The 23904-nt window shown below is 36.2% G+C and carries 22 protein-coding genes; 18 read left to right on the top strand and 4 right to left on the bottom strand.

Annotated features, from left to right (window positions below):
• Window positions 1–3: 3 nt before the first annotated feature.
• From IR022_RS07035 to IR022_RS07015, 5 genes are all read left to right on the top strand, one after another.
• Window positions 4–810, top strand: a complete 807-nt coding sequence (locus tag IR022_RS07035) for a rhamnogalacturonan acetylesterase (protein WP_194203172.1) — start codon at window positions 4–6, stop codon at window positions 808–810.
• A 69-nt stretch (window positions 811–879) separates the two neighbouring features.
• Entirely contained in the window at window positions 880–2508 is a 1629-nt protein-coding gene (locus IR022_RS07030) for a glycoside hydrolase 43 family protein (protein ID WP_194203171.1), read from the top strand.
• 102 nt (window positions 2509–2610) lie between these two features.
• Window positions 2611–3594: an alpha/beta hydrolase gene (locus IR022_RS07025; RefSeq protein ID WP_194203170.1), complete on the top strand. Its 984-nt coding sequence runs from the start codon at window positions 2611–2613 to the stop codon at window positions 3592–3594.
• 151 nt (window positions 3595–3745) lie between these two features.
• Window positions 3746–4345, top strand: a complete 600-nt coding sequence (locus IR022_RS07020) for a LuxR C-terminal-related transcriptional regulator (RefSeq protein ID WP_050709885.1) — start codon at window positions 3746–3748, stop codon at window positions 4343–4345.
• Window positions 4342–5040 (top strand): hemerythrin domain-containing protein, encoded by a 699-nt coding sequence (locus tag IR022_RS07015; protein WP_050709886.1) that lies wholly within the window; start codon window positions 4342–4344, stop codon window positions 5038–5040. Before IR022_RS07020 ends, IR022_RS07015 begins: the two co-directional genes overlap by 4 nt.
• Window positions 5041–5108: 68 nt before the next feature.
• Here IR022_RS07015 and IR022_RS07010 read toward each other — a convergent pair whose 3' ends face one another.
• The 3 genes from IR022_RS07010 to IR022_RS07000 form a co-directional block, all read right to left on the bottom strand.
• On the bottom strand, window positions 5109–5477 hold the full coding sequence (locus IR022_RS07010) for a VOC family protein (RefSeq protein WP_194203169.1): 369 nt from the start codon (window positions 5475–5477) through the stop codon (window positions 5109–5111).
• Window positions 5478–5572: 95 nt separating this feature from the next.
• Window positions 5573–6376: a helix-turn-helix domain-containing protein gene (locus IR022_RS07005; RefSeq protein ID WP_194203168.1), complete on the bottom strand. Its 804-nt coding sequence runs from the start codon at window positions 6374–6376 to the stop codon at window positions 5573–5575.
• Between the two features lie 154 nt (window positions 6377–6530).
• On the bottom strand, window positions 6531–7793 hold the full coding sequence (locus tag IR022_RS07000; RefSeq protein WP_050709889.1) for a phosphoglycerate kinase: 1263 nt from the start codon (window positions 7791–7793) through the stop codon (window positions 6531–6533).
• A gap of 579 nt (window positions 7794–8372) precedes the next feature.
• On the opposite strand from IR022_RS07000, the gene IR022_RS06995 reads away from it, so the two are divergent.
• From IR022_RS06995 to IR022_RS06935, 13 genes are all read left to right on the top strand, one after another.
• Complete coding sequence (locus IR022_RS06995) at window positions 8373–9365, top strand: AAA family ATPase (protein ID WP_050709890.1); 993 nt, start codon at window positions 8373–8375, stop codon at window positions 9363–9365.
• Window positions 9366–9488: 123 nt separating this feature from the next.
• Window positions 9489–10367: a DUF58 domain-containing protein gene (locus IR022_RS06990; RefSeq protein WP_050709891.1), complete on the top strand. Its 879-nt coding sequence runs from the start codon at window positions 9489–9491 to the stop codon at window positions 10365–10367.
• 96 nt (window positions 10368–10463) lie between these two features.
• On the top strand, window positions 10464–11573 hold the full coding sequence (locus tag IR022_RS06985; RefSeq protein WP_194203167.1) for a hypothetical protein: 1110 nt from the start codon (window positions 10464–10466) through the stop codon (window positions 11571–11573).
• A 14-nt stretch (window positions 11574–11587) separates the two neighbouring features.
• Complete coding sequence (locus tag IR022_RS06980) at window positions 11588–12571, top strand: vWA domain-containing protein (protein ID WP_194203166.1); 984 nt, start codon at window positions 11588–11590, stop codon at window positions 12569–12571.
• Window positions 12572–12641: 70 nt separating this feature from the next.
• Entirely contained in the window at window positions 12642–13664 is a 1023-nt protein-coding gene (locus IR022_RS06975) for a vWA domain-containing protein (RefSeq protein WP_050709894.1), read from the top strand.
• A 71-nt stretch (window positions 13665–13735) separates the two neighbouring features.
• On the top strand, window positions 13736–14476 hold the full coding sequence (locus IR022_RS06970) for a tetratricopeptide repeat protein (RefSeq protein WP_194203165.1): 741 nt from the start codon (window positions 13736–13738) through the stop codon (window positions 14474–14476).
• A 5-nt stretch (window positions 14477–14481) separates the two neighbouring features.
• Window positions 14482–15741 carry a BatD family protein gene (locus IR022_RS06965; RefSeq protein ID WP_194203164.1) on the top strand — a complete coding sequence of 420 codons (1260 nt, stop codon included), beginning with the start codon at window positions 14482–14484 and terminating at the stop codon, window positions 15739–15741.
• 100 nt (window positions 15742–15841) lie between these two features.
• A complete protein-coding gene (locus IR022_RS06960) occupies window positions 15842–17677 on the top strand; it encodes a BatD family protein (protein ID WP_194203163.1) in 1836 nt (611 codons plus the stop codon).
• 7 nt (window positions 17678–17684) lie between these two features.
• Window positions 17685–18443: an SH3 domain-containing protein gene (locus tag IR022_RS06955; protein ID WP_194203162.1), complete on the top strand. Its 759-nt coding sequence runs from the start codon at window positions 17685–17687 to the stop codon at window positions 18441–18443.
• A 3-nt stretch (window positions 18444–18446) separates the two neighbouring features.
• Complete coding sequence (locus tag IR022_RS06950; RefSeq protein WP_194203161.1) at window positions 18447–19175, top strand: phosphatase PAP2 family protein; 729 nt, start codon at window positions 18447–18449, stop codon at window positions 19173–19175.
• 56 nt (window positions 19176–19231) lie between these two features.
• On the top strand, window positions 19232–19486 hold the full coding sequence (locus tag IR022_RS06945) for a hypothetical protein (protein ID WP_050709899.1): 255 nt from the start codon (window positions 19232–19234) through the stop codon (window positions 19484–19486).
• 7 nt (window positions 19487–19493) lie between these two features.
• Window positions 19494–20612 (top strand): universal stress protein, encoded by a 1119-nt coding sequence (locus tag IR022_RS06940; RefSeq protein ID WP_050709900.1) that lies wholly within the window; start codon window positions 19494–19496, stop codon window positions 20610–20612.
• A gap of 210 nt (window positions 20613–20822) precedes the next feature.
• Entirely contained in the window at window positions 20823–22880 is a 2058-nt protein-coding gene (locus IR022_RS06935) for a dipeptidyl-peptidase 3 family protein (protein WP_194203160.1), read from the top strand.
• A gap of 79 nt (window positions 22881–22959) precedes the next feature.
• On the opposite strand, the gene dapA is transcribed toward IR022_RS06935, so the two are convergent.
• On the bottom strand, window positions 22960–23853 hold the full coding sequence (gene dapA, locus IR022_RS06930) for a 4-hydroxy-tetrahydrodipicolinate synthase (RefSeq protein WP_194203159.1): 894 nt from the start codon (window positions 23851–23853) through the stop codon (window positions 22960–22962).
• Window positions 23854–23904: the final 51 nt, after the last annotated feature.

Here is a 23904-nt window from a genome sequence, read left to right as displayed (position 1 = left end):
GGAATGAAAAGACTACTAATAGTATCTATCGCTTTTATTACCCTGTGTTTGTTTTTTGCAGGAACAAAAAGACCTCTCCATATATTTATGGCAGGAGATTCTACTATGGCACTTAAACCTTTGTATAAAAATGTGTGGGATAGTATTGCTGGTGACAGTATTAAGGAAGCTTTTCCCGAACGAGGATGGGGGCAACTTCTACCGGATTTTTTTAATGAAAATGTAGTAATAGAGGATTATGCCCAAAATGGGAGAAGTTCGCGCACCTTTATAGAACAAGGATGGTGGCAGAAAATTATAGACAATGTACAAAAGGGAGATTATGTAGTTATTCAGTTTGGACATAACGATTCGGCAGAAGATCGCCCCGATCGTTATACTCCTCCCAAACAATATGTTGAAAATCTTTCGCGCTTTGTAGACGAAGTGAAAGCAAAGGGAGGAAAACCCATTATTTGTACTTCGGTTGTAAGGAGACGTTTTGATGCGAAAGGAACGTTTCTTGATTCGCATGGAGAGTATGTAGAATTAGCTCGGCAAGTAGCCAAACATAAAAATGTAGAGATGATAGATATGTATGAAAAGAGTAAGGATTTGTTGATTAATATGGGAAAAGATCAGTCAGCATCATTATTCTTGCATATCGAAGCCGGAGAAAATAAAATCTTTCCGGATGGAAAAATAGATAATACTCATTTCAAAGAAAATGGGGCGCGAATAATGGCATCGTTATTTGTAGAGGGATTAAAAGAGAACCGAATTAAATCTTTGACAAAAGAGCTAAGGTCTCAACCTATTGTATTGCATTAATTGGCGTAATATGCAGATGATGTTATGTCTATAAAATATATCAGTAAATCTTTTTAATTGCTTAAAACAATGAAAATAATCAAAAGAAGCATACTTGGCTTATTGCTATGCTGCGTAATGTCGGGTATGAATGCTCAAAATAGTATTTCTAAAACATGGGTTGCCGATCTGGGTAATGATTCTTATAAAAACCCGATTTTGTATGCTGATTATTCCGATCCCGATGTTTGTCGGGTTGGTGATGATTACTATATGACAGCATCTAGTTTTAACTGTGTACCGGGATTACCAATACTTCATTCGAAGGATTTAGTGAATTGGACTGTTATTGGTTATGCTATTGATAAACTGACCCCCGATTCTATCTTCTCGAAAGTAGAGCATGGCGGCGGAGTTTGGGCTCCTGCTATCAGATACCATAAAGGTGAATTCTATATTTACTATGGAGATCCCGATCAAGGAATATTTATGACTAAAACAAAAGATCCGGCAGGTACATGGGAACCTCTTGTGATGGTGAAGGAAGGAAAAGGTCTGATAGATTCTTGTCCGATTTTTGACGATAATGGAGATGTGTACTTAGCTCATGCTTATGCAGGTAGTCGTGCAGGGATAAAAAGTCTTTTGGCTGTAACAAAACTTACTCCCGATGGGACGAAAGCTGTAGGCGAATCACGTATTATTTATGACGGACACGATCTAGATCCTACAATTGAAGGACCAAAGTTCTATAAACGTAATGGATATTATTACATATTTGCTCCTGCAGGTGGTGTTGCTACAGGTTGGCAATTGGCGTTGAGGTCGAAAGATATATTTGGGCCTTATGAGCGAAAAGTGGTGATGGATCAGGGAAAAACACCCATTAACGGACCACACCAAGGAGCATGGGTAGATACTCAAACAGGTGAAGATTGGTTTATACATTTTCAGGATGTAGGAGCAGTGGGTAGGATTACGCATCTTCAACCGATGGTCTGGAAAAATGATTGGCCTGTAATTGGTGTAGACAAGGATGGCGATGGTTGTGGTGAACCTGTGCTTACATATAAGAAACCCAACGTGGGTAAAACATATCCTATTGCTACACCTGCCGAAAGTGATGAGTTTTCTACCAATACTTTAGGCTTACAATGGCAATGGCATGGTAACCCTCAATCGTGGTGGCATTTTGCGAATAAAGAGCAAGGCTGTTTGAATTTGTATTCAGTGCCTATTACAGACGATTATAAAAGTTTGTGGGACGTTCCGAATCTTCTCTTGCAAAAGATTCCTGCCCCTGACTTTACTGCTACAATGAAACTGACTCTAAAACCTGAACCTCGATTTACAGGAGAAAGAACAGGATTAGTAGTTATGGGCTTAGATTATGCCTTACTATCCTTTGAGAATACTCCTGATGGATTTGTACTTTCTCAATCGGAATGTATAAATGCAGAAAAAGGAACAAAAGAGTCGGTTAACTCATCTGTAAATCTAAAAGATGCTACTGTTTATTTACGCGTGAAAATGACTTCGGGAAACAAATGTATATTCAGTTATAGCATTGATGACAAAAAATATATAACATTAGGTAATGAGTTTAAAGCGAAAGAAGGTAAATGGATTGGTGCTAAGATTGGCACATTCTGCTCTCGTCCTATTCCCAAGAACGATGGTGGAAGGGTCGATGTAGACTGGTTTAGGTTGGAAAAATAATCAACATTGATTATTAATTTTTTTTATCTAGTTATGGTTATTAAGAGCGGAGGTTTGTAAAGTAGTTTTACCTCTGCTCTTAATTCATTTAGAAAATAGCTTATGAGACATTTATTTATAGTAGTCATTTTTTTGTTAGTGGGGAGTGTGCTGCCTGCTCAGGTTATAATTGATGGCATACCTCGTGATACATCTTTTACGGTTTACAATACCTATATAAAAGAACGTAAGAAGCGTCCGTATATAAAAATAGTGAGGCCTCACTTGCCTGATAATGTTATTGCAAAGGAAGGAATAGTATATTCCAGACCTTCTGCAAACAGATCTTTACATCTCAATCTTTATCGCCCCGATGATAAAAAGAAATACCCTGCTTTATTGATGATACATGGAGGAGGCTGGAGTTCGGGCGATTTATCGCTGCAAATTCCAATGGCACAACAAATAGCTGCTAAGGGGTATGTTACCATTCCGGTAGAATACAGGTTATCTCCCGAAGCCCTTTATCCGGCAGCGGTGAACGATCTTAAAACAGCTCTTCGCTGGATACGTGCTAATGCAGATCAATATGGTATTGATACAACCCGAATAGCTGTATCAGGCTGCTCGGCAGGGGGACAACTTGCAACCTTATTAGGTGTAACTAATGGGCAGGAGACCAATGAAACAGTAATAGAGGAATATCCAAACCATACAAGTAAGGTACAAGCTGTGATAAACATAGATGGAGTTTCGGATCTTACAACAAAAGAATCTCTTGATGGAGTTTTGGACGCGATCTCGAAAAATAAAGTATCTGCCTCGCTCAAATGGTTTGGAGCTACTTATGAGGAGAATAAAGATCTTTGGATAGAGGCTTCACCCGTTTATTGGGTTACGAAAGAGTCTGCTCCTGTATGTTTTATAAATAGTTCTATACCTAGGTTTCATGGTGGGCGCGATGAGCTGATAGAGAAACTGGCGGAGTATAATATTAGTACCGAAATACATTCTTTACCCGATGCACCTCACCCCTTTTGGTTATTCGAACCATGGTTTGAGCCAACAGTAAAGTATATGACCGATTACTTAAATAAAGTATTCTAGGTATTGCGAAGGTGTTTTTGCTTAAAAGTCGATGTATCAATAATCTGATGTAATATTTTTCTGTTAAACTTTAAACCAATGCTTGTCTGCTCGGATTTAAATAACGTTCTTTGTGCTTATAAAGAATGATTCTAGATAAGAAGCTGAAACAATGGCAAATTTAAGTAAAGTCTTAGCGGTTGCTGAAACTTCATATATAATAAGAAAGGGATTAGTATACACTCTATCTCAATTACCTATCGTTTCGAAGGTGGTTGAACTGAAAGAATTGGAGGATATTAATTATCAGCTTGGAATATTGAAACCGGATGCTGTACTCATCAATCCGATGTTATTAGGGCATACGCACAAAGGAGATGTAAGACAACATTTAAATATTGAGAAACATATACCTTTGATTGCATTGGTGTACAATATGATAGATGAGCGATTCTATCAGTCCTACGATGCTGTGATCAGAATAAACGATTCGGAATCTAAGATTGAAGAAGTACTCTCGGCATGTCTGAATAAAGATATATCAAAAGTTTCGGATCAGAGCGAATTAAGTGACCGTGAAAAAGAAATATTAATAAGTATTGTAAAGGGAATGAGCAACAAAGAGATTGCCGAACACCACAATATATCAATACATACAGTTATTACACACAGACGAAATGTAGGGCGAAAGTTAGAGATACATAGTGTTTCGGGACTTACAATCTATGCAATATTAAATAAATTAGTGGACATTAAAGACATAAAATTATGAGCAATATAACGGTAAAATATAGTAAGGCAATGAAAATGTCGGATCTTATTGATGCTGATTACAAATTATTGCTTTTGTTGACTCGCCTTAAATTTTCGTTAGGATTTGGTGATAAAAGTGTTGGTGCTGTTTGCGAGCAATACAATTTTGATGCTGAATGTTTTTTGTTCTTGGCAAATATTCAGTCAAACAAGCCTATCATGAATGTGCAAGAAGTCTTTAACAAGCTTCCTCTACAACCTTTTTTGTATTACTTGAAATGCTCTCATGAGTATTTCTTGGAAAGTAGATTGCCTAATATCAGAAGGAAATTGAAGCTGATCTTTTCGGAAGAAGAATCGAGTCTCGAAAAATTGGTATTAGACTTCTTTGATAATTACAAGAAAGAAGTATATGATCATATGAAGTACGAAGACAATACGGTATTTCCATATGTTCAGTCTTTAATGAATAAGTCGAATGAAGATAAATACTCTATCAATATTTTTGAAGAGCGACACAATAATATAGAAGAAAAGATTGCCGATTTGAAACGTATCTTGCTTAAATATGTATCAGGAGTGAAAGACCAATCTTTAATGACTAATATTTTGCTTGAACTATATATGTCGGAAGAAGAATTAGCATCGCATACTTTTATCGAAGATAGCCTTGTTATCCCTCGTGTGAAAACAATAGAGAAAGGTGTTCTTTAATACATAACACTAAATGGATTTAGATATAAAGAGTCAGTATTTAATAAATACTGACTCTTCTATTTTTTTTAGAAATCAGAATATAGTCCTATACTATTACCTTCTGAGTCAATAAAGACTGAAAAATAACCTCTGTTGTCTCCTTCAATTTTAGTTTTGGGAATAGTTATCTTACCTCCATTTGTTTCCACTAAAGATAGAGAAGTCTCCATGTTCTTACAATTCAAGCTAATTAGGACACCATCTTTTGAGGGTTTAAAGAGGTCTGACCATGAGATGGCACCGGGACATACGCCATCTTCTTCGGGAAAGAATGCCATTTTCTCTTTGCCCCAATCGCAGACGGTGAATTGAGTATTGAGTACTGATTGATAGAATTTGATAGCTCTGTCTAGATTTACTGCGGGGATTTCAAAAAATGCAATTAAATTTTTCATAAAATCTGATTTTAGTGAGAAGTTTGATTTTCTCTGTTTGATTTTACAAAAGTAGGATTGTGTATTACTGTAAACTTGTAAAAAAAAGACATTTGCTAAAGTGTCGAAAAATAGTCGGAGTAAGGTGAGCATTTTGCCACAAATTCGGAAGGTGTGCAACCTGAAAAGGCTTTGAACTCTTTTATAAGATGAGGCTGATCGTAATAACCGCATTCAAAAGCCAATTGGGTAAGACTTATCTGAGGGGTTGTTTGTAAAACGTATAACGCTCTTTGAAAGCGGATAATTCGTGTAAATTCTTTAGGCTTGGCACCCACATGCTCAGTAAATATACGCGTGAATTGTTTATAACTGAGACAAGCTGTATCTGATAAGGTGGTGACGTCTATTTGTGGTTGGTTGTTAACGGCTTCAATTGCTGTAGCTATTCGTTTATAGTTGTAGTGATCAAAAGAATGTAGTTGCTTTATAAAATGTCTCTCTATAAGTTCAATAGATAATTTACTGTCTCGAATGTCTTGTATCCGATTAGCTAATTCTTGCAGTGAAATATCTCCAATGTCATTTACTGAAATACAATTATTGAAAAACTCACTCATAGGTAGAGGAAAGAAGGTTCTGGCTCCGAAAGGTTGGAAAACCACAACTATCATATCTACATTTCCGGTTGAGGTAAGTTCTGTAAATTCGGTTGATATCCCTCCGATAAATGATTGTGGTTGCAGCTCTTTGGTAGGCTCCGAAAACATTCTGCTTCCTCTGTGAAAGATTAGGTTGATGCAACCAACAGGAATGCTAGTTTCTGATATTACGGAAACAGTATTTACTTTCAATAACCAGTAATACCTGATGTAGGGAGCTAGTGCAGGTGATGGATATATAATATTGAAAGTCTCCATAACAGATTAGAATATAGTAATTAGCAGAACTTCAAAGTTAGAAGATAATTTGTTTTTGTAATTGTAAAAAAAGGACATTTAAATCTTAGATAGAAAAAGAGCTTATTCCAATTAGGAATAAGCTCTTTTTACTTTATGTATTTAAGCTCTTAACTTAAAATCCTCTGATTGCTTTGATTCCAGGAAGAACTTTACCTTCGATAAATTCAAGTAAAGCACCACCACCTGTTGATACATAAGAAACTTGATCAGCAAGACCAAATTTATTTACACATGCAACAGAGTCGCCACCTCCTACAAGAGAGAAAGCTCCGTGTTTAGAAGCTTCAGCAATAGCTTTAGCAACTACTTCAGATCCGTGAGCAAAATTGTCGAATTCAAATACTCCAACAGGACCATTCCAAAGAATAGTTTTAGAGTTTTTGATAACTTCCGAAAATTCAGCTTCACCTTTAGGACCAATATCAAAACCAGACCATCCGTCAGGAATTGCATTAGCTTCTGCAAACTGAGTATTAGCGTCGTTGCTGAATTTGTCTCCTAACTTAGCGTCGCTAGAAAGTATTATGTTTACGTTGTTAGCTTTCGCTTTAGCCATAATTTCTTTAGCCAACTCTAGTTTGTCATCTTCACAAAGAGAGTTACCAATTTTTCCACCTTTAGCTTTTTCGAAAGTAAATGCCATACCACCACCGATGATAAGGTTGTTTACTTTAGAAAGTAGGTTTTCGATGATATCAATTTTAGAAGAAACTTTAGATCCTCCGATGATTGCAGTAAATGGACGTGCAGGATCTAGCATGATCTTATCTACAGCATCAATTTCTTTTTGCATCAAAAATCCAAACATTTTATGTTCTGCATCAAAATAATCAGCGATCAATGCTGTTGAAGCATGAGCACGGTGAGCAGTACCAAATGCATCGTTCACATAAACGTCAGCATAAGAAGCTAAAGTTTTAGTGAAATCTTTTTGTTTTTCTTTGATTGCTTTTTTAGCAGCAGCTTTTTCGTCATCCGAAGCATCATCAGCTAAACCTCTTGGTTTGCCTTCTTCTTCAGCATAAAAACGAAGATTTTCTAACAAAAGAGCCTCTCCTGGTTGTAGAGCAGCAGCTTTCATCGCAGCTTCTTCACCAGCACAGTCATTCGCAAATTGAACATCAACACCTAAAAGTTTAGATACGTGTCCAAGAATGTGTTTCAATGAATATTTGTCTTCAACTCCTTTAGGACGACCCAAGTGCGATGCAATGATTGGGCTACCTCCGTCAGCAAGAATTTTTTTCAAAGTAGGAAGAGCTGCACGGATACGTGTGTCATCAGTGATGTTGAAATTAGCATCAAGAGGCACATTAAAGTCAACTCTCACAAATGCCTTTTTACCGGCAAAGTTGAATTTGTCAATTGTTATCATAACTGTTTGTAATTAAAAATATTTGGTTTTTATCGTTTTAGCTTTTCCTAAGTGGGTTTTGAATCCAAAGGGACACAAATATACAAAATTATGTTTGAAGATATTTTTTGTTCTATTACAAAAACATCTAAGTAATGTGAAATATTTAATGTCCTATTTTATAATTATAATTATCTCCGCCTATTATATGCGTGAAAGTGGTAAAAAGGTTTGAGACCTTAATAAAAGTAAAACAAGATTCATTATGTACTGATAATTGGATTTATTGACTATTTTTACGCCTAATCGTTAGAGAGATGGTTATTTATTGTGTCATGTTGTACCTTGGTAGAAACATATAGACATATTTTCTGTAATAATAGATTTTCTAGAAGTTGATCATGCAACTTTTTATGAGGATTTTTATAGGCTTGAAAAGGCACATTCACAGTGGATTTGTTGAGTTTGGGAATGATTTGGAAATAGTATGGATGGCTTAATCTTTTTTAACGACAAAATATTCATTCTGACATTTAACATTTATAAATTTGTCACGCTTTTAACGAAAAACAAAAAATAACAATATAATATTTTCTACTTATGGCTCAAGTTGATATTCGAGAATTAAATGAACGTATAGAGAGTAAGAGTGCGTTCGTTAATATGATAATGATGGGTATGGACAAGGTGATTGTCGGACAAAAGCATTTGGTCGAATCACTATTGATCGGACTATTATCTGATGGTCATATATTGTTGGAAGGTGTACCCGGATTGGCAAAAACGCTTGCAATCAAAACGCTAGCTTCGTTAATTGAGGCAGATTATCACCGTATTCAGTTTACTCCCGACTTGTTGCCTGCCGATGTTGTCGGTACTATGATATACAGTCAAAAGAACGAAGAGTTTCTTATCAAGAAAGGACCTGTATTTGCTAATTTCGTATTAGCGGATGAGATTAACCGTGCTCCAGCTAAAGTACAAAGTGCTTTACTTGAGGCCATGCAGGAACGTCAGGTAACTATTGGCGAAACTACATTGAAATTACCAAAACCATTCTTAGTAATGGCAACTCAAAACCCGATAGAGCAAGAAGGTACATATCCATTACCAGAGGCTCAGGTAGACCGTTTTATGTTGAAAGTGGTAATTAACTATCCTAAGAAAGAAGAAGAAAAACTAATTCTTCGTCAAAATATCAATGACGCTTATGAAGAAGTAAAACCAGTATTGAAAGCTGATGAAATACTTGAAGCTCGTAAAGTTGTAAAGGATGTATATTTGGATGAAAAAATAGAGAAATATATTGTCGATATTGTATTTGCAACACGTTTCCCTGCTGATAATGGTCTTCCATCGTTGAAGAATATGATTGCATTTGGTGCTTCACCTCGTGCATCTATCAGTTTAGCACTAGCTTCAAGAGCTTATGCATTTATCAAACGTAGAGGATATGTAATTCCCGAAGATGTAAGAGCTGTTGCTCACGATGTATTACGTCACCGTATCGGTCTTACATACGAAGCGGAAGCAAGTAATACTACTTCTGACGAGATTGTTAGCGAAATCCTAAACAAAATAGAAGTTCCTTGATCCTCGGTTGGATAATAACCGATACAAAACGAGTATCCTTTTATTATAGCATTGCAACATATTAAAGTTGCGATGCTGACCAAAGCAATAAAAAGGTCTGTGACCTTAAAGAAAACGTAGGACATGGAAACAAGTGAATTACTAAAGAAAGTACGTCAGATAGAAATCAAAACTCGGGGATTGTCTCGCAATATTTTTGCAGGACAATATCACTCTGCTTTTAAAGGCAGGGGGATGGCTTTCTCGGAGGTAAGGGAATATAATTATGGAGATGATATTCGCGATATTGATTGGAATGTGACTGCCCGATATAACAAGCCTTTCATCAAGATTTTTGAAGAAGAGCGCGAAATGACGGTAATGTTGCTGGTTGATGTTTCTGGAAGTCTCGACTTTGGAACTCAGAATGCAACTAAACGCGATATCATTACTGAAATTGCGGCGACCTTATCTTTCTCGGCTATTCAGAATAATGATAAGATAGGAGTAATATTCTTTACCAATAAAATAGAGAAGTTTATACCTCCTAAAAAAGGAAAGAAACACATTCTATACATAATTCGTGAACTTCTCGATTTTCAACCCACCCATACACAAACCGATCTTACTATGGCATTGAAGTTTTTGACTAATGCCATAAAAAAGAGATGTACAGCTTTTTTGATCTCCGATTTTCTGGATGTGTTTGATTATCAGAATGCTTTAACTATCGCTAATCGTAAGCACGATCTTGTAGCATTGCAGATATATGACAAGCTAGAAGTTGAACTGCCTTCGGTTGGTTTGATGAAGATGGTTGATGCCGAAACCCAGGAAGAAACTTGGGTTGATACCTCTTCTAAAAAAGTAAGAGAGCGTTATAATAGGCATTATCAAAAAATGTTGTTTGAGGTTCAGCAATCTTTCACAAAGAGTAGGGTAGATAATGTTTCTATGAGTACAGATCAGGATTATGTGAAGGGTCTTTTGACTTTATTTCAAAAACGAAACTATATGAGATGATAATTCCCTTTTGCAGTTTTGTGCATTAAGGTAAAATTGTCATTCTTACCAAAGTAATAAAATAGGTCTAAGACCTTAAATTATGTCAGAATATTTATGTTAAGGAAAAAAATATTAATACTAACTATTCTATTAAGTTGTATTTCTATACAGTTTTCAGTTGTTGCTCAACGATCAACAGCTAAAGCAACTGTACAACCTTATGAAATAGCAATAGGACAGCAAGCTACTATTAGTTTAGAAGTTATTGCACCCAAAGGACGGCAAGTGGTAATGCCTGTTTTTGCCGATACTTTGGTAAGTGGAGTAGAGGTACTTGCAATGCCTAAGCCTGATACTATCTATGCACATGAAGTAATGACTATAACTCAAAAGTATATAGTTACTTCGTTCGATTCAGCCTTGTATCACATACCATTTATACCGGTTATAGACGGTAAGGATACGATAGAATCAAATGGATTTGGACTGAAGGTCGTATCGCCTAATCTGTCGGAAGCAACATTGAGTTATCTGGAGCAATTAAATACGCAACAGACCGATTCAATAGAGTTTGACAAATTAGGAGTTTATGATATAAAAGCGATCCAAACACCACCTTTCGTTTGGCAGGATTATCTTATCTATATTGGTATAGGTTTACTTATACTATTAATCTTGGCTGCGATAGGAATCGGTATATATATGTATATACAGAAAAAGAAGAAAGGATACTATTTCAAACCAGTTGTTGTTGAGCCTCCACACGTTATAGCTTTGCATGCTTTAGACCATGTGAAAGTAGAGAAACTTTGGCAGCAAGGGAAGGAAAAAGAGTACTTTACAGAGGTTACCGATATTTTAAGAAAATATATAGAAGATCGTTTTGGTGTTAGTGCTTTTGAAATGACATCTGATGAGATACTCAATATTGTGAATAATTTCATGATTGCCGATTCTTCTACTGATAGTTTAAAACAGGTATTGAAATTAGCAGATTTAGTGAAGTTCGCTAAATATAAACCATTTCCTGATGAAAACGATTTAAGTTTGGTCAATGCTTATTTGTTTGTAAATCAAACGAAAAAAGAAGAGGTTATAATACCTACTGATCCAAACGAACCTAATCAGGGTAATAATGCCCCACATGAGGAAGAGCCTATAAATTGGCGGATTACCGGCGACAAAGACGGTAAGGAGAATAAATCAACGAATGCTAATAGCTAAAAAATAAGTCCAAAATGGAATTTGCAAACCCTCGATATTTATTTTTGCTTTTATTATTGATCCCACTTATTGTGTGGTACATCCTTAAATTGAGGAAGGCACAAGCGACTATCAAAATGTCGTCTACTGCTGCTTTCAGAGGTATAGGATCATCTTGGAAAGTACATTTGAGACATCTCCCTTTTGTAATAAGGCTTGTTGCAATAGCTTTAGTTATAATAGTTATAGCACGTCCTCAAGCGAGTAACTCGTGGGAAACATCACAATCGGAAGGTATTGATATTGTAATGGCGCTTGATGTGTCGGGATCGATGTTAGCACAAGACTTAAAGCCTAATAGGGTAGAAGCCGCCAAAAAAGTAGCGGCTGAATTTATTTCGGATCGTGAACAAGATAAAATAGGACTTGTGATCTTTGCCGGAGAAAGCTTTACTCAAGCTCCTCTGACTACCGATCATGGTGTTCTTCTGAATCTTTTGCACGAAATAAGACCGGGTATGATAGAAGATGGTACTGCAATTGGGCTAGGATTGGCTAATGCGGTAAACAGACTAAAGGATAGTCAATCGAAATCTAAAGTGGTTATATTATTGACTGATGGTTCTAACAATAGAGGACAGATTGCTCCAATAACAGCTGCCGAACTTGCTCAAAGTTATGGTATACGTGTTTACACAATTGGTGTGGGAACGCAAGGTACTGCACCTGCTCCGGTTATGACTCCTTTTGGTGAACGCATACAGAATGTACCGGTTGATATAGATGAAAAAACGCTATCGGAAATAGCATCTGTTACGGGTGGAGAATATTTCAGAGCAGTAGATAATAAAAGTCTTAAGAATATATATACACAGATTGATGAAATGGAAAAATACTTGATCAGTGTAAACAAAGTTACCCGTAAACAAGAACTGTATCTGCCTTATGCTTTGATGGCTATAGCTTTATTGTTGGGCGAACTTGTATTGCGCCGAACAATATTCCGTAGTATTCCATAAGTACAGTAATGTATATGATATTGAATAGTAATAAAAAGGTCTGAGACCTCACCGAATATAAAATTTAGATATGTTTCGATTTGCTAACCCCGAGTATTTGTATCTGTTGTTTATACTACCTGTTTTGGTAGTAGGATTTATCCTATTGAATATACAGAAACTAAAAGCTGTAAAGAAATTGGGAGACTTAAAGCTGATAAAGCGATTAATGCCCGAACTTTCTTTAAAACGTTCGTATTTGAAATTTTGGCTGATTTTTGCTGTAATTGTTTTTGGCGTAATTGTAGCTGCCCGTCCTCAATTTGGCACTAAAATAGAAAAAGTAGATAAGAAAGGTATCGAATTGGTGATAGCCATTGACGTATCTAATTCGATGTTGGCACGAGATGTAAACCCTGACCGCTTATCTAAGGCTAAACAAATACTTACTCGAATCATTGATGAGAGAAAGAATGATAAAGTGGCTATTGTAGTATTTGCCGGAGAGGCTTATGTACAATTACCGATGACTACGGATATTCAATCAGCAAAAATATTCCTCGAAAATATAGATCCTTCTTTAGTTCCCGTTCAAGGAACTGTAATTGGTAGTGCTATTAATATTGCTATGAATAGTTTTACGAATGATAAAGAAGTCGATAAATCGATAATTCTTATTACTGATGGTGAAGACCATGAGGACAATGGAGTTCAATTGGCAGAACAAGCTGCAGCTGCAGGTATTCAGATCAATGTAGTAGGTGTAGGCTCACCCGAAGGTTCGCCTATTCCGGTATCTCCAACGAGCAATGAAATGAAGAAAGACAATGAAGGTAATATTGTTGTCACTAAATTGAATGAAGATATGTGTAAGCAAATCGCTCAGGCAGGAAAAGGTATGTATGTAAGAGCTGATAACTCGAACAATGCATTGAAAAGCTTACAAGCAGAGCTTGATAAACTGCAAAAGAAAAATGTAGAAGGCAGTGCATACTCTGAATATGATGAGAAGTTTCAATTCTTTGCTTGGTGTATGCTGATTCTGTTATTGGTTGAAATATGTATTTTCGATAAGAAAAATAGAATATTCAGAAACATAAGATTATTTAGATAATAAAGGTCAGCACTTCTGCTTTAGACAGAACTATATGACGAAAAAAAGTTGAAAGTACTTATAAGGTGATTATGAAACAAATAACTCTTACTATATTAATGCTAGCTGTTTCTTTCGGGCTTTTTGCTCAACGTGAGGTAAGAAAGGCTATCAGACAAGGAAACAACTCATATAAAGAGCAATTATACAATGCTGCCGAAGCTAGTTATAAAGCTGCTTTAACTAAAAACGCATCATCAAAAGAGGCTATTTATAATTTGGCAAATACATATTATAAACAAGGCAATATTGATGAGGCGTTGAAAACATATCAACAATACCTGGCTGCTGAAAATACCGATCCTGTAAAGATGAGTACAGCATGGCATAATGTAGGTAATTCTTTTTTGAGAAAAAAGGAATTAAAACAATCAATGGAGGCTTATAAAAAAGCGCTACGATTGAATCCTAATGATGAGGAAACCAGATACAATTTGGCAACGGTTCAAAAGATGATTCAAGATCAGGATAATAAAGACAAAGATAAAGACCAGGATAAAGATAAAAACAAAGATCAGAACAAGGATCAAAATAAGGACCAGAATAAAGATCAAAACAAGGATCAGGATAAAGACAAGGATCAAAAACAAGATCAGAAGAAAGACGATCAAAAACAGGATCAGCAAAATCAAATGTCGCAGGAGAATATTCAGCAACTCTTGAAAGCTATTGAGCAGGACGAAAAAGAAACACAAGAGCGTGTTCAACAACTGAAAGCTGCCGAAAGGAAGAAACAGAACGAAAATAATAGGAAACAAAATAAAGACTGGTAAGATAGATGGGTGTTACACATAATGCGACAGCATCTAAATTTCTTATTCTTATTTTACTATCTATTTTTAGTGGAGGGTTAACTGCTGACAATATAAGTTTTGAAGTGAGGACTCCTCCGGTGGTGAATGTAGGCGAAACATTTCGTTTGGAGTATGTTTTAAAAGGAGCAAGGGATGGTCTGAATTTTAGAGTACCTAGGTTTAGCGATAATTTTGAAATAAAAAGCGGACCTCATATTTCTAATAATGCCAGTCATTCTGGTACAAATTATGAAGTCTGGAAATCCTATCTCTATATTGTAGAGGCGAAAGAAAAAGGTACTTTTTCTATGCCCGTATCTACTGTCGAAATTGAAGGGGTAGAATACAAGACTGTCGAAGTTCAATTAAAGGTATTGGCTGAGGGCGAAAATTCAGAGCATTTTCAGTATGATATTGATGCTTTTTTGAGAACGCAGGTTTCGAGGACGGAAATATATGAAGATGAGGCTATCGTCTTGTCTTGTCAATTATATACAAAAGTACCTATACTTGAGGTTAAGGATACTGACTATCCGGTACTGGCTGATTTTGAGGTCGGTGGTAAGCCCTTCTATGATCATGAGGGTATTCCTGTTTTTAGGCAGGAAAAATATAATGGAGGGTTATACTCAGTGTCTGATCTGAGGAAAATTGTAATATATCCCAATCGTGTAGGTAAACTAACTATACCCGAAGTTCAGGCTGCATTTACATTTGATAAACGGGCTTTGGATGAGCCTCGAAAAGGTCTTTATCCGGGCGAAAAGAGAGGTGAAGGAGTGGATAAACTGCTAAGGTCTGAACCAATCTCTGTAAGAGTTGTTACATTACCTAAAAATAAGCCCGACGACTTTTCCGATGCAATAGGTAAATTTAAATTACGGTCGGAAATCAAAGGTTCTCAGGTCAAGGTTGGAGAACTTTTTGCGTTAAAGCTAACTATTGAAGGTATTGGTGATTTGGGCTTAGCCTCGGCTCCCATTTTAGACTTACCCAATGGTCTTGAGATATATGATCTGAAAAGTGAGGATTATTCTTTCTTTGGTGATTCGGGGATACAAAGTGATAAAACTTTTGGGTATCTTATCATTGCAAAGGAATCTGGCACGTATAGAATTCCTCCTGCGAGGTTTGTTTATTTAGATCCTGAATCGGGTACTTACAATGTGCTTACATCCTCGGAATATACTATTGCCGTAGCCGAACATAAGATTAAAGGAACTGTGGTTGCCAGCCGATATTGAGATATATAATTATATTTGCAGAAATATGACAGATCAGATTAAAAGAGTATTTATATAAAAAGGGATTAGTTAAAGAAGTATGATAATGTACAGGCAAAAGATGCAAAGACATTTGTTATTATGGACACTTTTATTCCTTAGTTTAGGACTAAATGCACAGAATGTAAAGTTTACAGCCAATGCTCCCGCTGCGGTTGCTAAAGGAGATCAGTTTAGACTCGTTTATACATTAAAGGGAGGGGAAGGTAGTAATATTAATGCACCATCATCAATCAAAGGATTCGATATCTTGTATGGACCGGCTATATCTACGAGTTCCAGTACGCAGATTATCAACGGTAATGTAACTACCGATTCTTCGGAGTCGTATATCTATACTTTAAATGCTAATTCGGAAGGTACATTTACTATTCCTGCAGCTTCGATAACGGTTAACGGAAAAAGCTATACATCGAATTCGGTTCAGGTCAAAGTATTGCCTCCCGATAAAAATGCACAGGCTCAGCAATCTGGTAACGGTGGAGGTGGAGGAGGTCAAACCTCGGCTGCAACTTCTACAGCTCAGAATATAAATTCTACGGATGCTTTTATCAGAGCAATTGTTTCTAAATCGAAAGTTTCTGAACAAGAGTCGTTTGTGGTGACTTTCCGCTTTTATACTACGCTTGAAGTTAGAGATATAGGAAAAATTGAATTTCCCGAGTTTGACGGCTTTATGGTTGAAGAACAACCTTTAACCCCAACTCGTCAGATGGTTTTTGAACATTATAATGGTCGAAACTATTATGCTGTAGATTTGAGAAGAACTCTTCTCTTTCCTCAACGATCGGGTAAGATAACTATACCATCGGGTAAGATAGAGATGGTATTTAATGTGAAGTCGGGTAAAACTGTTCAAACGTTTTTTGGACCTCAATATGTAATGACTGATGTTAAGAAAACAATGACTACAAGTCCTCTTACTATTGATGTAAGTCCATTACCTGAAGGAAAGCCTGCAAATTTCTCAAACGGAGTAGGAACATTCTCTATGACACCTTCTATTTCGGCTACGGACATAAAAGCGAATGATCCTGTTACGATCAAGCTTGTGATTTCGGGTACGGGAAATATGAAATTAATTAAAACTCCAGAACTAGAACTTCCTAAGGACTTTGAATCGTATGACCCTAAGATAACAAATGATCTGAAATATACAGATAATGGATTGACTGGTACAAAAACGATTGAATATCTATTTATTCCTCGTTATCAAGGTACATTCAAAATACCACCTTTGACATTATCTTACTTTGATATTAAAACGAGATCGTACAAAACAATCTCTACACCCGAATATACTCTTAATGTAGCCAAAGATCCTAATGCAGGAAGTAATTCGGCAACGAGTTTTACTCAATCGGATGTTCAGGTAGAGCAGGATATCAGACACATTAAAACAGGCCAACCAGCTTTAGTTTCTGTAGATAGTTTTGTTTTCGGGTCGCTTAGTTATTGGTTATGGTATATAATACCTTCATTGTTATTTATAATTTTCTTTATTCTATATCGTAAGCAAATTCAAGAGAATGCAGATATTGCAAGAATGAAAACTAAACGAGCTAACAAAGTTGCAATTAAGCGTCTCAAATTGGCAGGTAAATATCTACAAGCTCATAAGAAAGAACAATTCTATGAGGAGGTATTACGTGCAGCTTGGGGATATTTGAGTGATAAGCTTGTTATTCCGGTGGCAGAATTAAGTAGAGATAATATAGAGCAAGAACTTATTCGATTTGGAGCTTCAGAGGAGCTTATAGCTAAGTTTATTTCTATATTGGATACTTGTGAGTTTGCTCGTTATGCTCCTGTTGAATCAGACACTGCAATGGACGATCTGTATAAAGATGCAGTAGATGCAATTGGTGAAATGGAGAATTCTAGAATAAAAAAGTAAGATTGCTATGAAACAGCTATTAGTATCATTTTTAATCATAATTTCCACATTTGGCATAAGTGCTCAAAATGTGGCTGAACAAGCAGCAAAAGCATATCAGGAGGGAGACTTCAGAGATGCGATAACTCTTCTTGAAGGGGAGATAAAAGCTCAAAAAGAACAAGGTAAAGTCTCATCTGAATTATATTATAATTTGGGGAATGCATATTTTAGAGTGAATGAAGTACCGCAGGCTATACTTAATTATGAGCGGGCTCAGTTATATAGTCCTGGAGATCGAGATATAAAGCATAATATTGAGTATGCTCAAACAAAAATAGAAGACAAGATTCTTACAGCAGATAATTTCTTTCTCAAAATGTGGTTTGAAGGGGTAAGAGACCTTCTTCCTTCTAATAGTTGGGCTGTGTTATCAATCGTATTCTTTGTTCTTTTAATAGGTAGTCTATTCCTGTTTTTCTTTAGTGCTAAATTAACTTTAAAGAAAACCGGATTTTATGCAGGAATCGTATTGTTTGGACTTCTTATTTTTACAAATGTATTTGCATATACTCAGAAGAAAAATGTAGAGAATAGGGATACGGCAATTATTATGGCTGGCTCGGCACCGGTAGTTAGTTCGCCTAACACAACATCCAAAGAGTTATTCATTTTGCATGCAGGTACTAAAGTTACTATAACCAAAGTGGATGGTAGCTGGTACGAAATAGAAATTGCAGATGGTAGTGTGGGATGGATACAGGAAGATAAATTAGAAATTATATAATACATGATAGAAACGAACCCGGAGAGTCTGGTTGAACAGATTTTACCTTACGAAAGAGAAACTTTTCTTTGGTTAAATGAATTCCATAATGTCTTTTGGGACAGTTTTATGTGGATGTACAGTGGTAAAGCAACTTGGATTCCTCTCGTATTGGTCGGGTTGGGGATTTTTTTCTATAAAAAAAACTGGAAATTAGGGTTATTGCTTCTATTCAGTATGATTCTATTAGGCACATTGTGCGACCAATTATCGGCAGGAGTAATAAAACCAATATTTGAAAGATTGCGTCCTAGTCATCACCCCGATTTTAAAGATTATGTAACTATTGTAAACAATTATAGAGGGGGGCGATTTGGCTTTATTTCGGCTCATGCAGCCAATGGTTTTGGTATTGCAACCTTTCTTTCTCTTGTTTTTAGATACAGGCGGTTTACAGTCGTTATATTTTCGTGGGCAACAGTAACATGTTATTCACGTATATATTTAGGTGTTCATTTTATATCGGATGTTATAGGCGGCATATTTTTGGGTTTTATAGTAGGCTTTTTAGTGTATCTGTTCTTTCAATACGGGCGGCTAAAATTTCTTAAAGAAACAACCGAGGAAGTAAAGGTGCCTGCCTACTCTCATCTTCGAGCTAATATTGTGTGCTTAACCATAGGTGTAATAGTCATAACACTTTTTATAATAAGCTTTATGAATTTTATGTACGGGTTTCGTTGGTTCTTTTAAAATGATTGCTTAATTTTAAAGCAACAATTTTAGTCTGAACCTTAACATATTTCATCATGACAAAAACCATTGCATACAATGAGCTTCGTAAGATTAAAGACAGTTTGCCCGATGGAAGTATCCATCAAATGGCAAAAGAATTGAACCTAACTGTAGAAACCGTATGGAATTACTTCGGAGGACATAGTTATAAAGACGGCGAAAGTTGTGGGGTACATATCGAATCAGGTCCCAATGGTGGGATTGTGCTACTCGAAGATACCTCTATACTGGATATGGCTTTAGAGATGATTGATAAAGAAAAAAAGTAAATAGATTATGAGCGATAAATTAGTAACACTTGCCATTCATACAAATGAAAAGGCTCAGATTTTGAAATCGGTGCTTGAGAGCGAAAACATCTCAGTGTTGATGGAAGATGTGGGGGATAAAGATTCCAATGCTACCACAGGAGTACGTATTAAAATAAAAGAATCGGATTTACCTAAGGCTTTGAATGTAGTGGAGAGTCGTAACTTATTTAGCTACAGTGAACCCGAAACTTATAGAACCGATGATGGGCGCAAGCGTATTTTGGTTCCTGTCGATTTTTCCGATTACTCATTAAAAGCTTGTCGCATAGCTTTTAATTTAGCCAAAGAAATAAAGGCTAAGGTTAAGATTGTTCACGTATATTTTAATCCATATTATCCTACTGCATTGCCTATGGCAGAAGCATTTGCTTACCAAGGTAAAGAGGAAGCGGATTTTCAGAATATACTAGAGAGAGTAAATAGAGATATTCAGAAATTATGTAGTACTATCGATCAAAAAATAGCTAGTGGCGAATTTCCTCCAATCAATTATTCTTATGTTTTGAAAGAAGGATTGCCGGAAGAAGAAATTGTAGCTTATGCTAAGGATTACAAGCCTTCGTTGATAGTGATGGGTACACGAGGAAAAGATCAGAAAAGTGCTGACCTTATCGGAAGTGTTACCGCAGAAGTAATTGAGATGACCGGAATACCTTTATTGGCAATCCCAGAGAGAACAACTTTTACCGATTTCCGTCAAGTAAAGAATATATCTTTTCTGACTAATTTTAGCCAAAGAGATTTAGTTTCATTTGCGGCTATGATGGAGTTCTTCAATCATGAAGAGGTTAAAATCCACTTGACTCATATTGAGGATAAGAAAACGGATAAATGGACTTTAATAAAATTAGAAGGAATACAATCGTATTTCGAAAAGCAATATAGTAATATCAAGATTGATTATAAACTGATATCAAGTACCGATAGTCTTGTTAGTTTAGAGCAATTTGTTCAAGATGCTAACATTGATGTTATAGCGTTAACTACTGCTAAGAGGAATCTATTTACACGTATGTTCCGTCCTAGTGTATCTCGCAAAATGTTATTTCAATCAGATATTCCGTTATTTGTTTTACGGGGGTAACTACTTATCTGTTTTACACGCATAATCAAATATAGGATCCACCCGTTTATTATCGGGTAGATTCTATATTTGTTGTAAATAGGCATCAGTAATTATTTGATGTGCCGTTGTTAGGTGATAGCTGATGATTGTGTTTCTCTCTTTCAATATAAAACCGAAAAACTAATAAGCAAGAAGATACCCGAAAAATAATATTTATTTAATAAACTAATGAAGAAGACAATAGCGATGGCAATGACTGGACTGTCTATCGTCTTTGGCAGTTGTGGAGGAAATAATTCCCAGAATACAACTTCTCAAGATGACAATTTTACGTATGAGGTAGACGCATTTGCAGATTTGCAGATATTGCGTTATAAAGTTCCTGAATTCGAATCTTTGAGTTTGGAGCAAAAAGAATTGATATATTATCTAGCTCAGGCAGCAGCCGAAGGTCGTGATATATTGTATGATCAGAATGGAAAGTATAATCTGGCAATCCGTCGTACACTCGAAGCTATATATGCAAATTACAGTGGAGATAAAGCAGATAAGAATTATCAAGAATTCGAAACTTACTTGAAAAGAGTATGGTTTTCGAACGGAATTCATCACCATTATGGAGAGGAAAAGTTTTTACCGGGATTCTCAAAAGAATTTTTTGAAGCAGAAGTCAAAAAACTTCCTGCAGATAAAGTTCCGGTAATGGAAAATCAAACTGTTGAGGATTTCTTTACAATGATAGAGCCGGTGATGTTCGACCCGAATGTGATGGCTAAAAAAGTAAATCAGGCAGATGGTGTAGACTTAATCAAGACATCAGCTAACAATTACTATGGTGATGGAGTTACCCAAGAAGAAGTAGAGGCATTCTATGCTAAAATGAAGAATCCAAACGACTCTACACCCATTATGTATGGAATGAATAGTCGTTTAGTAAAAGAGAACGGCAAATTAGTAGAGAAAGTATGGAAAGTGGGAGGATTGTATTCTCCGGCAATAGAACGTATTGTAGGATGGCTTGAAAAGGCTAAAGGAGTTGCCGAAAACGATGCGCAAAAGACCGTTATCGAAAAGCTTATCTCATTCTATACAACAGGCGATTTGAAAACATTCGATAAATATGCTATTGCTTGGGTTCAAGACTCATTGTCACGTGTGGATTTTGTGAATGGCTTTACCGAAAGCTATGGCGATCCTTTGGGAATGAAAGCTAGTTGGGAATCTACGGTAAACTTTAAGAATACCGAAGCTACAAAACGTACAGAGATAATCAGTACGAATGCACAATGGTTTGAAGACCATTCTCCAGTTGATCCACGTTTCCGCAAAGAAGAGGTGAAAGGTGTAACTGCTAAGGTTATTACTGTTGCCCAATTAGGAGGCGACTGTTATCCTTCTACACCCATTGGTATAAACTTACCCAACTCGAACTGGATACGTAAGGATTATGGCTCTAAATCGGTAACAATCGAAAACATCATGGAGGCGTATGATAAAGCTGCTGAACATAGCGGATTCAGTCAGGAATTTGTATGGTCTTCAGTTGAATTGGACTTACTTCATAAATATGGTTTTATTACTGATGTATTACATACCGATTTACATGAAATACTAGGACATGGTTCAGGACAATTAATGCCGGGAGTTGATCCTGATGCTCTGAAAGCTTATGGTTCTACTATTGAAGAAGCTCGTGCCGACTTATTCGGGTTGTATTATATTGCTGATCCCAAATTGGTAGAGTTAGGTATTATACCAAGTGCAGATGCTTTCAAAGCAGAGTACTATCGCTTTATGATGAACGGATTGATGACTCAGTTGACCCGTATCGAACCTGGAAAAACTATAGAGGAAGCACATATGCGTAATCGTCAATTAATTGCCAGATGGGTGTATGAAAAAGGAAAAGCTGATAATGTGGTTGAATTTAAACAACGTGACGGAAAAACTTTTGTTGTTGTAAATGACTATGCTAAACTTCGCAACCTATTCGGACAATTATTGGCTGAAATACAGCGTGTGAAATCAGAAGGCGATTTTAATGGTGCTAAGAGTTTAGTTGAGAATTATGCGGTGCAAGTAGATCAAAAACTACTTACTGAGGTGTTAGATAGATACAAAGCTCTTAACTTAAAACCATATAAAGGTTTTGTGAATCCTGTTTTTGAAGCTGTAACGGACAAAGACGGTAAGATTAAAGATGTCAAGATTTCGTATAATGAAGGTTATGTAGAGCAAATGTTGAGATATTCTAAAGACTTCTCTTCACTGCCAACCTATAATTGATAGTGCTATACTTATATAATAGAAAAGAGCTTGCAAAATATTGCAAGCTCTTTTTATAATAACTAAGCTGTATTTTAAACTAGCATTTTATATTCAGTTCATTTAATACCAATCGTATTTGCTCGAATGTAGTAATACGAGTAGGTACTAATGGCAAGCGAAGTTTATTTTCGATATATCCCATCATGTGCAACATCGATTTTACTCCCGCAGGATTTCCATCTATAAATAAAAGCTTGAAGAGTTCGCTAAAGCTATGATGTATAGTAAGTGCACTTTGATAATCTCCTTCAAGTGCAAGACGAGTCATACGGCTAAATTCCTTAGGAAAAGCATTTCCTATAACGGATATAACACCAATTGCGCCTAATGTGATAAGAGGAAATGTAATGCCATCGTCTCCAGAAATGACATCAAAATTTTCAGGCTTACGTTTGATTATATCATCCATTTGAGCCATATCTCCCGAAGCTTCTTTGATAGCTACTATATTACTGAACTCATTGGCTAAACGCAGGGTTGTTTCAGCAGTCATATTTACTGCTGTACGTCCGGGTACATTATAAAGTATAACCGGAAGCTTAGATGCTTCTGCTATTGCTTTGTAATGTTGGTATATACCTTCTTGTGAGGGTTTATTGTAATATGGAACGACAGATAGTATAGCGTCAATTCCTTCGAAATTATCGTTTTTCAACTTATCGACAATTGCACGGGTATTATTTCCTCCAACGCCCAAAACAATAGGTATTCTTCCGTTTACTCTATGGATAACGGTTTCTACAATTTTTGTTTTCTCAGCTTCCGTCAGAGTAGCAGTTTCGGCGGTTGTTCCCAGTACAACAAGATAATCGGTGTTGTTTTGTATCTGATAATCAACAAGTCTGATCAGAGCTTCATAATCGACACTCTCATCTTCTTTGAAAGGAGTAATAAAAGCGACTCCTACACCTCTTAGATTAATTCTTGACATAAGTTCAATTCAATCTTTTTTCTTGTTGACCTTCTTTCTGAAAGTTGATGT

This window comes from Dysgonomonas sp. GY617, from assembly GCF_015233815.1.
Classification (GTDB): domain Bacteria; phylum Bacteroidota; class Bacteroidia; order Bacteroidales; family Dysgonomonadaceae; genus Dysgonomonas_A.
The sequence above is the reverse complement of the archived record's forward strand: the minus strand, read 5'-3'. Positions and strand labels throughout refer to the sequence as shown.

Coding starts and splice junctions, on each gene's coding strand:
- IR022_RS07010 (WP_194203169.1), bottom strand. CDS start 5,477: ATGAAAAATTTAATTGCATTTTTTGAAATCCCCGCAGTAAATCTAGAC.
- IR022_RS06975 (WP_050709894.1), top strand. CDS start 12,642: ATGTTTCGATTTGCTAACCCCGAGTATTTGTATCTGTTGTTTATACTA.
- IR022_RS07030 (WP_194203171.1), top strand. CDS start 880: ATGAAAATAATCAAAAGAAGCATACTTGGCTTATTGCTATGCTGCGTA.
- IR022_RS06965 (WP_194203164.1), top strand. CDS start 14,482: ATGGGTGTTACACATAATGCGACAGCATCTAAATTTCTTATTCTTATT.
- IR022_RS06980 (WP_194203166.1), top strand. CDS start 11,588: ATGGAATTTGCAAACCCTCGATATTTATTTTTGCTTTTATTATTGATC.
- IR022_RS06985 (WP_194203167.1), top strand. CDS start 10,464: ATGTTAAGGAAAAAAATATTAATACTAACTATTCTATTAAGTTGTATT.
- IR022_RS06945 (WP_050709899.1), top strand. CDS start 19,232: ATGACAAAAACCATTGCATACAATGAGCTTCGTAAGATTAAAGACAGT.
- IR022_RS06940 (WP_050709900.1), top strand. CDS start 19,494: ATGAGCGATAAATTAGTAACACTTGCCATTCATACAAATGAAAAGGCT.
- IR022_RS06960 (WP_194203163.1), top strand. CDS start 15,842: ATGCAAAGACATTTGTTATTATGGACACTTTTATTCCTTAGTTTAGGA.
- IR022_RS07015 (WP_050709886.1), top strand. CDS start 4,342: ATGAGCAATATAACGGTAAAATATAGTAAGGCAATGAAAATGTCGGAT.
- IR022_RS07005 (WP_194203168.1), bottom strand. CDS start 6,376: ATGGAGACTTTCAATATTATATATCCATCACCTGCACTAGCTCCCTAC.
- IR022_RS06955 (WP_194203162.1), top strand. CDS start 17,685: ATGAAACAGCTATTAGTATCATTTTTAATCATAATTTCCACATTTGGC.
- dapA (WP_194203159.1), bottom strand. CDS start 23,853: ATGTCAAGAATTAATCTAAGAGGTGTAGGAGTCGCTTTTATTACTCCT.
- IR022_RS06970 (WP_194203165.1), top strand. CDS start 13,736: ATGAAACAAATAACTCTTACTATATTAATGCTAGCTGTTTCTTTCGGG.
- IR022_RS06990 (WP_050709891.1), top strand. CDS start 9,489: ATGGAAACAAGTGAATTACTAAAGAAAGTACGTCAGATAGAAATCAAA.
- IR022_RS06995 (WP_050709890.1), top strand. CDS start 8,373: ATGGCTCAAGTTGATATTCGAGAATTAAATGAACGTATAGAGAGTAAG.
- IR022_RS07025 (WP_194203170.1), top strand. CDS start 2,611: ATGAGACATTTATTTATAGTAGTCATTTTTTTGTTAGTGGGGAGTGTG.
- IR022_RS06950 (WP_194203161.1), top strand. CDS start 18,447: ATGATAGAAACGAACCCGGAGAGTCTGGTTGAACAGATTTTACCTTAC.
- IR022_RS06935 (WP_194203160.1), top strand. CDS start 20,823: ATGAAGAAGACAATAGCGATGGCAATGACTGGACTGTCTATCGTCTTT.
- IR022_RS07020 (WP_050709885.1), top strand. CDS start 3,746: ATGGCAAATTTAAGTAAAGTCTTAGCGGTTGCTGAAACTTCATATATA.
- IR022_RS07035 (WP_194203172.1), top strand. CDS start 4: ATGAAAAGACTACTAATAGTATCTATCGCTTTTATTACCCTGTGTTTG.
- IR022_RS07000 (WP_050709889.1), bottom strand. CDS start 7,793: ATGATAACAATTGACAAATTCAACTTTGCCGGTAAAAAGGCATTTGTG.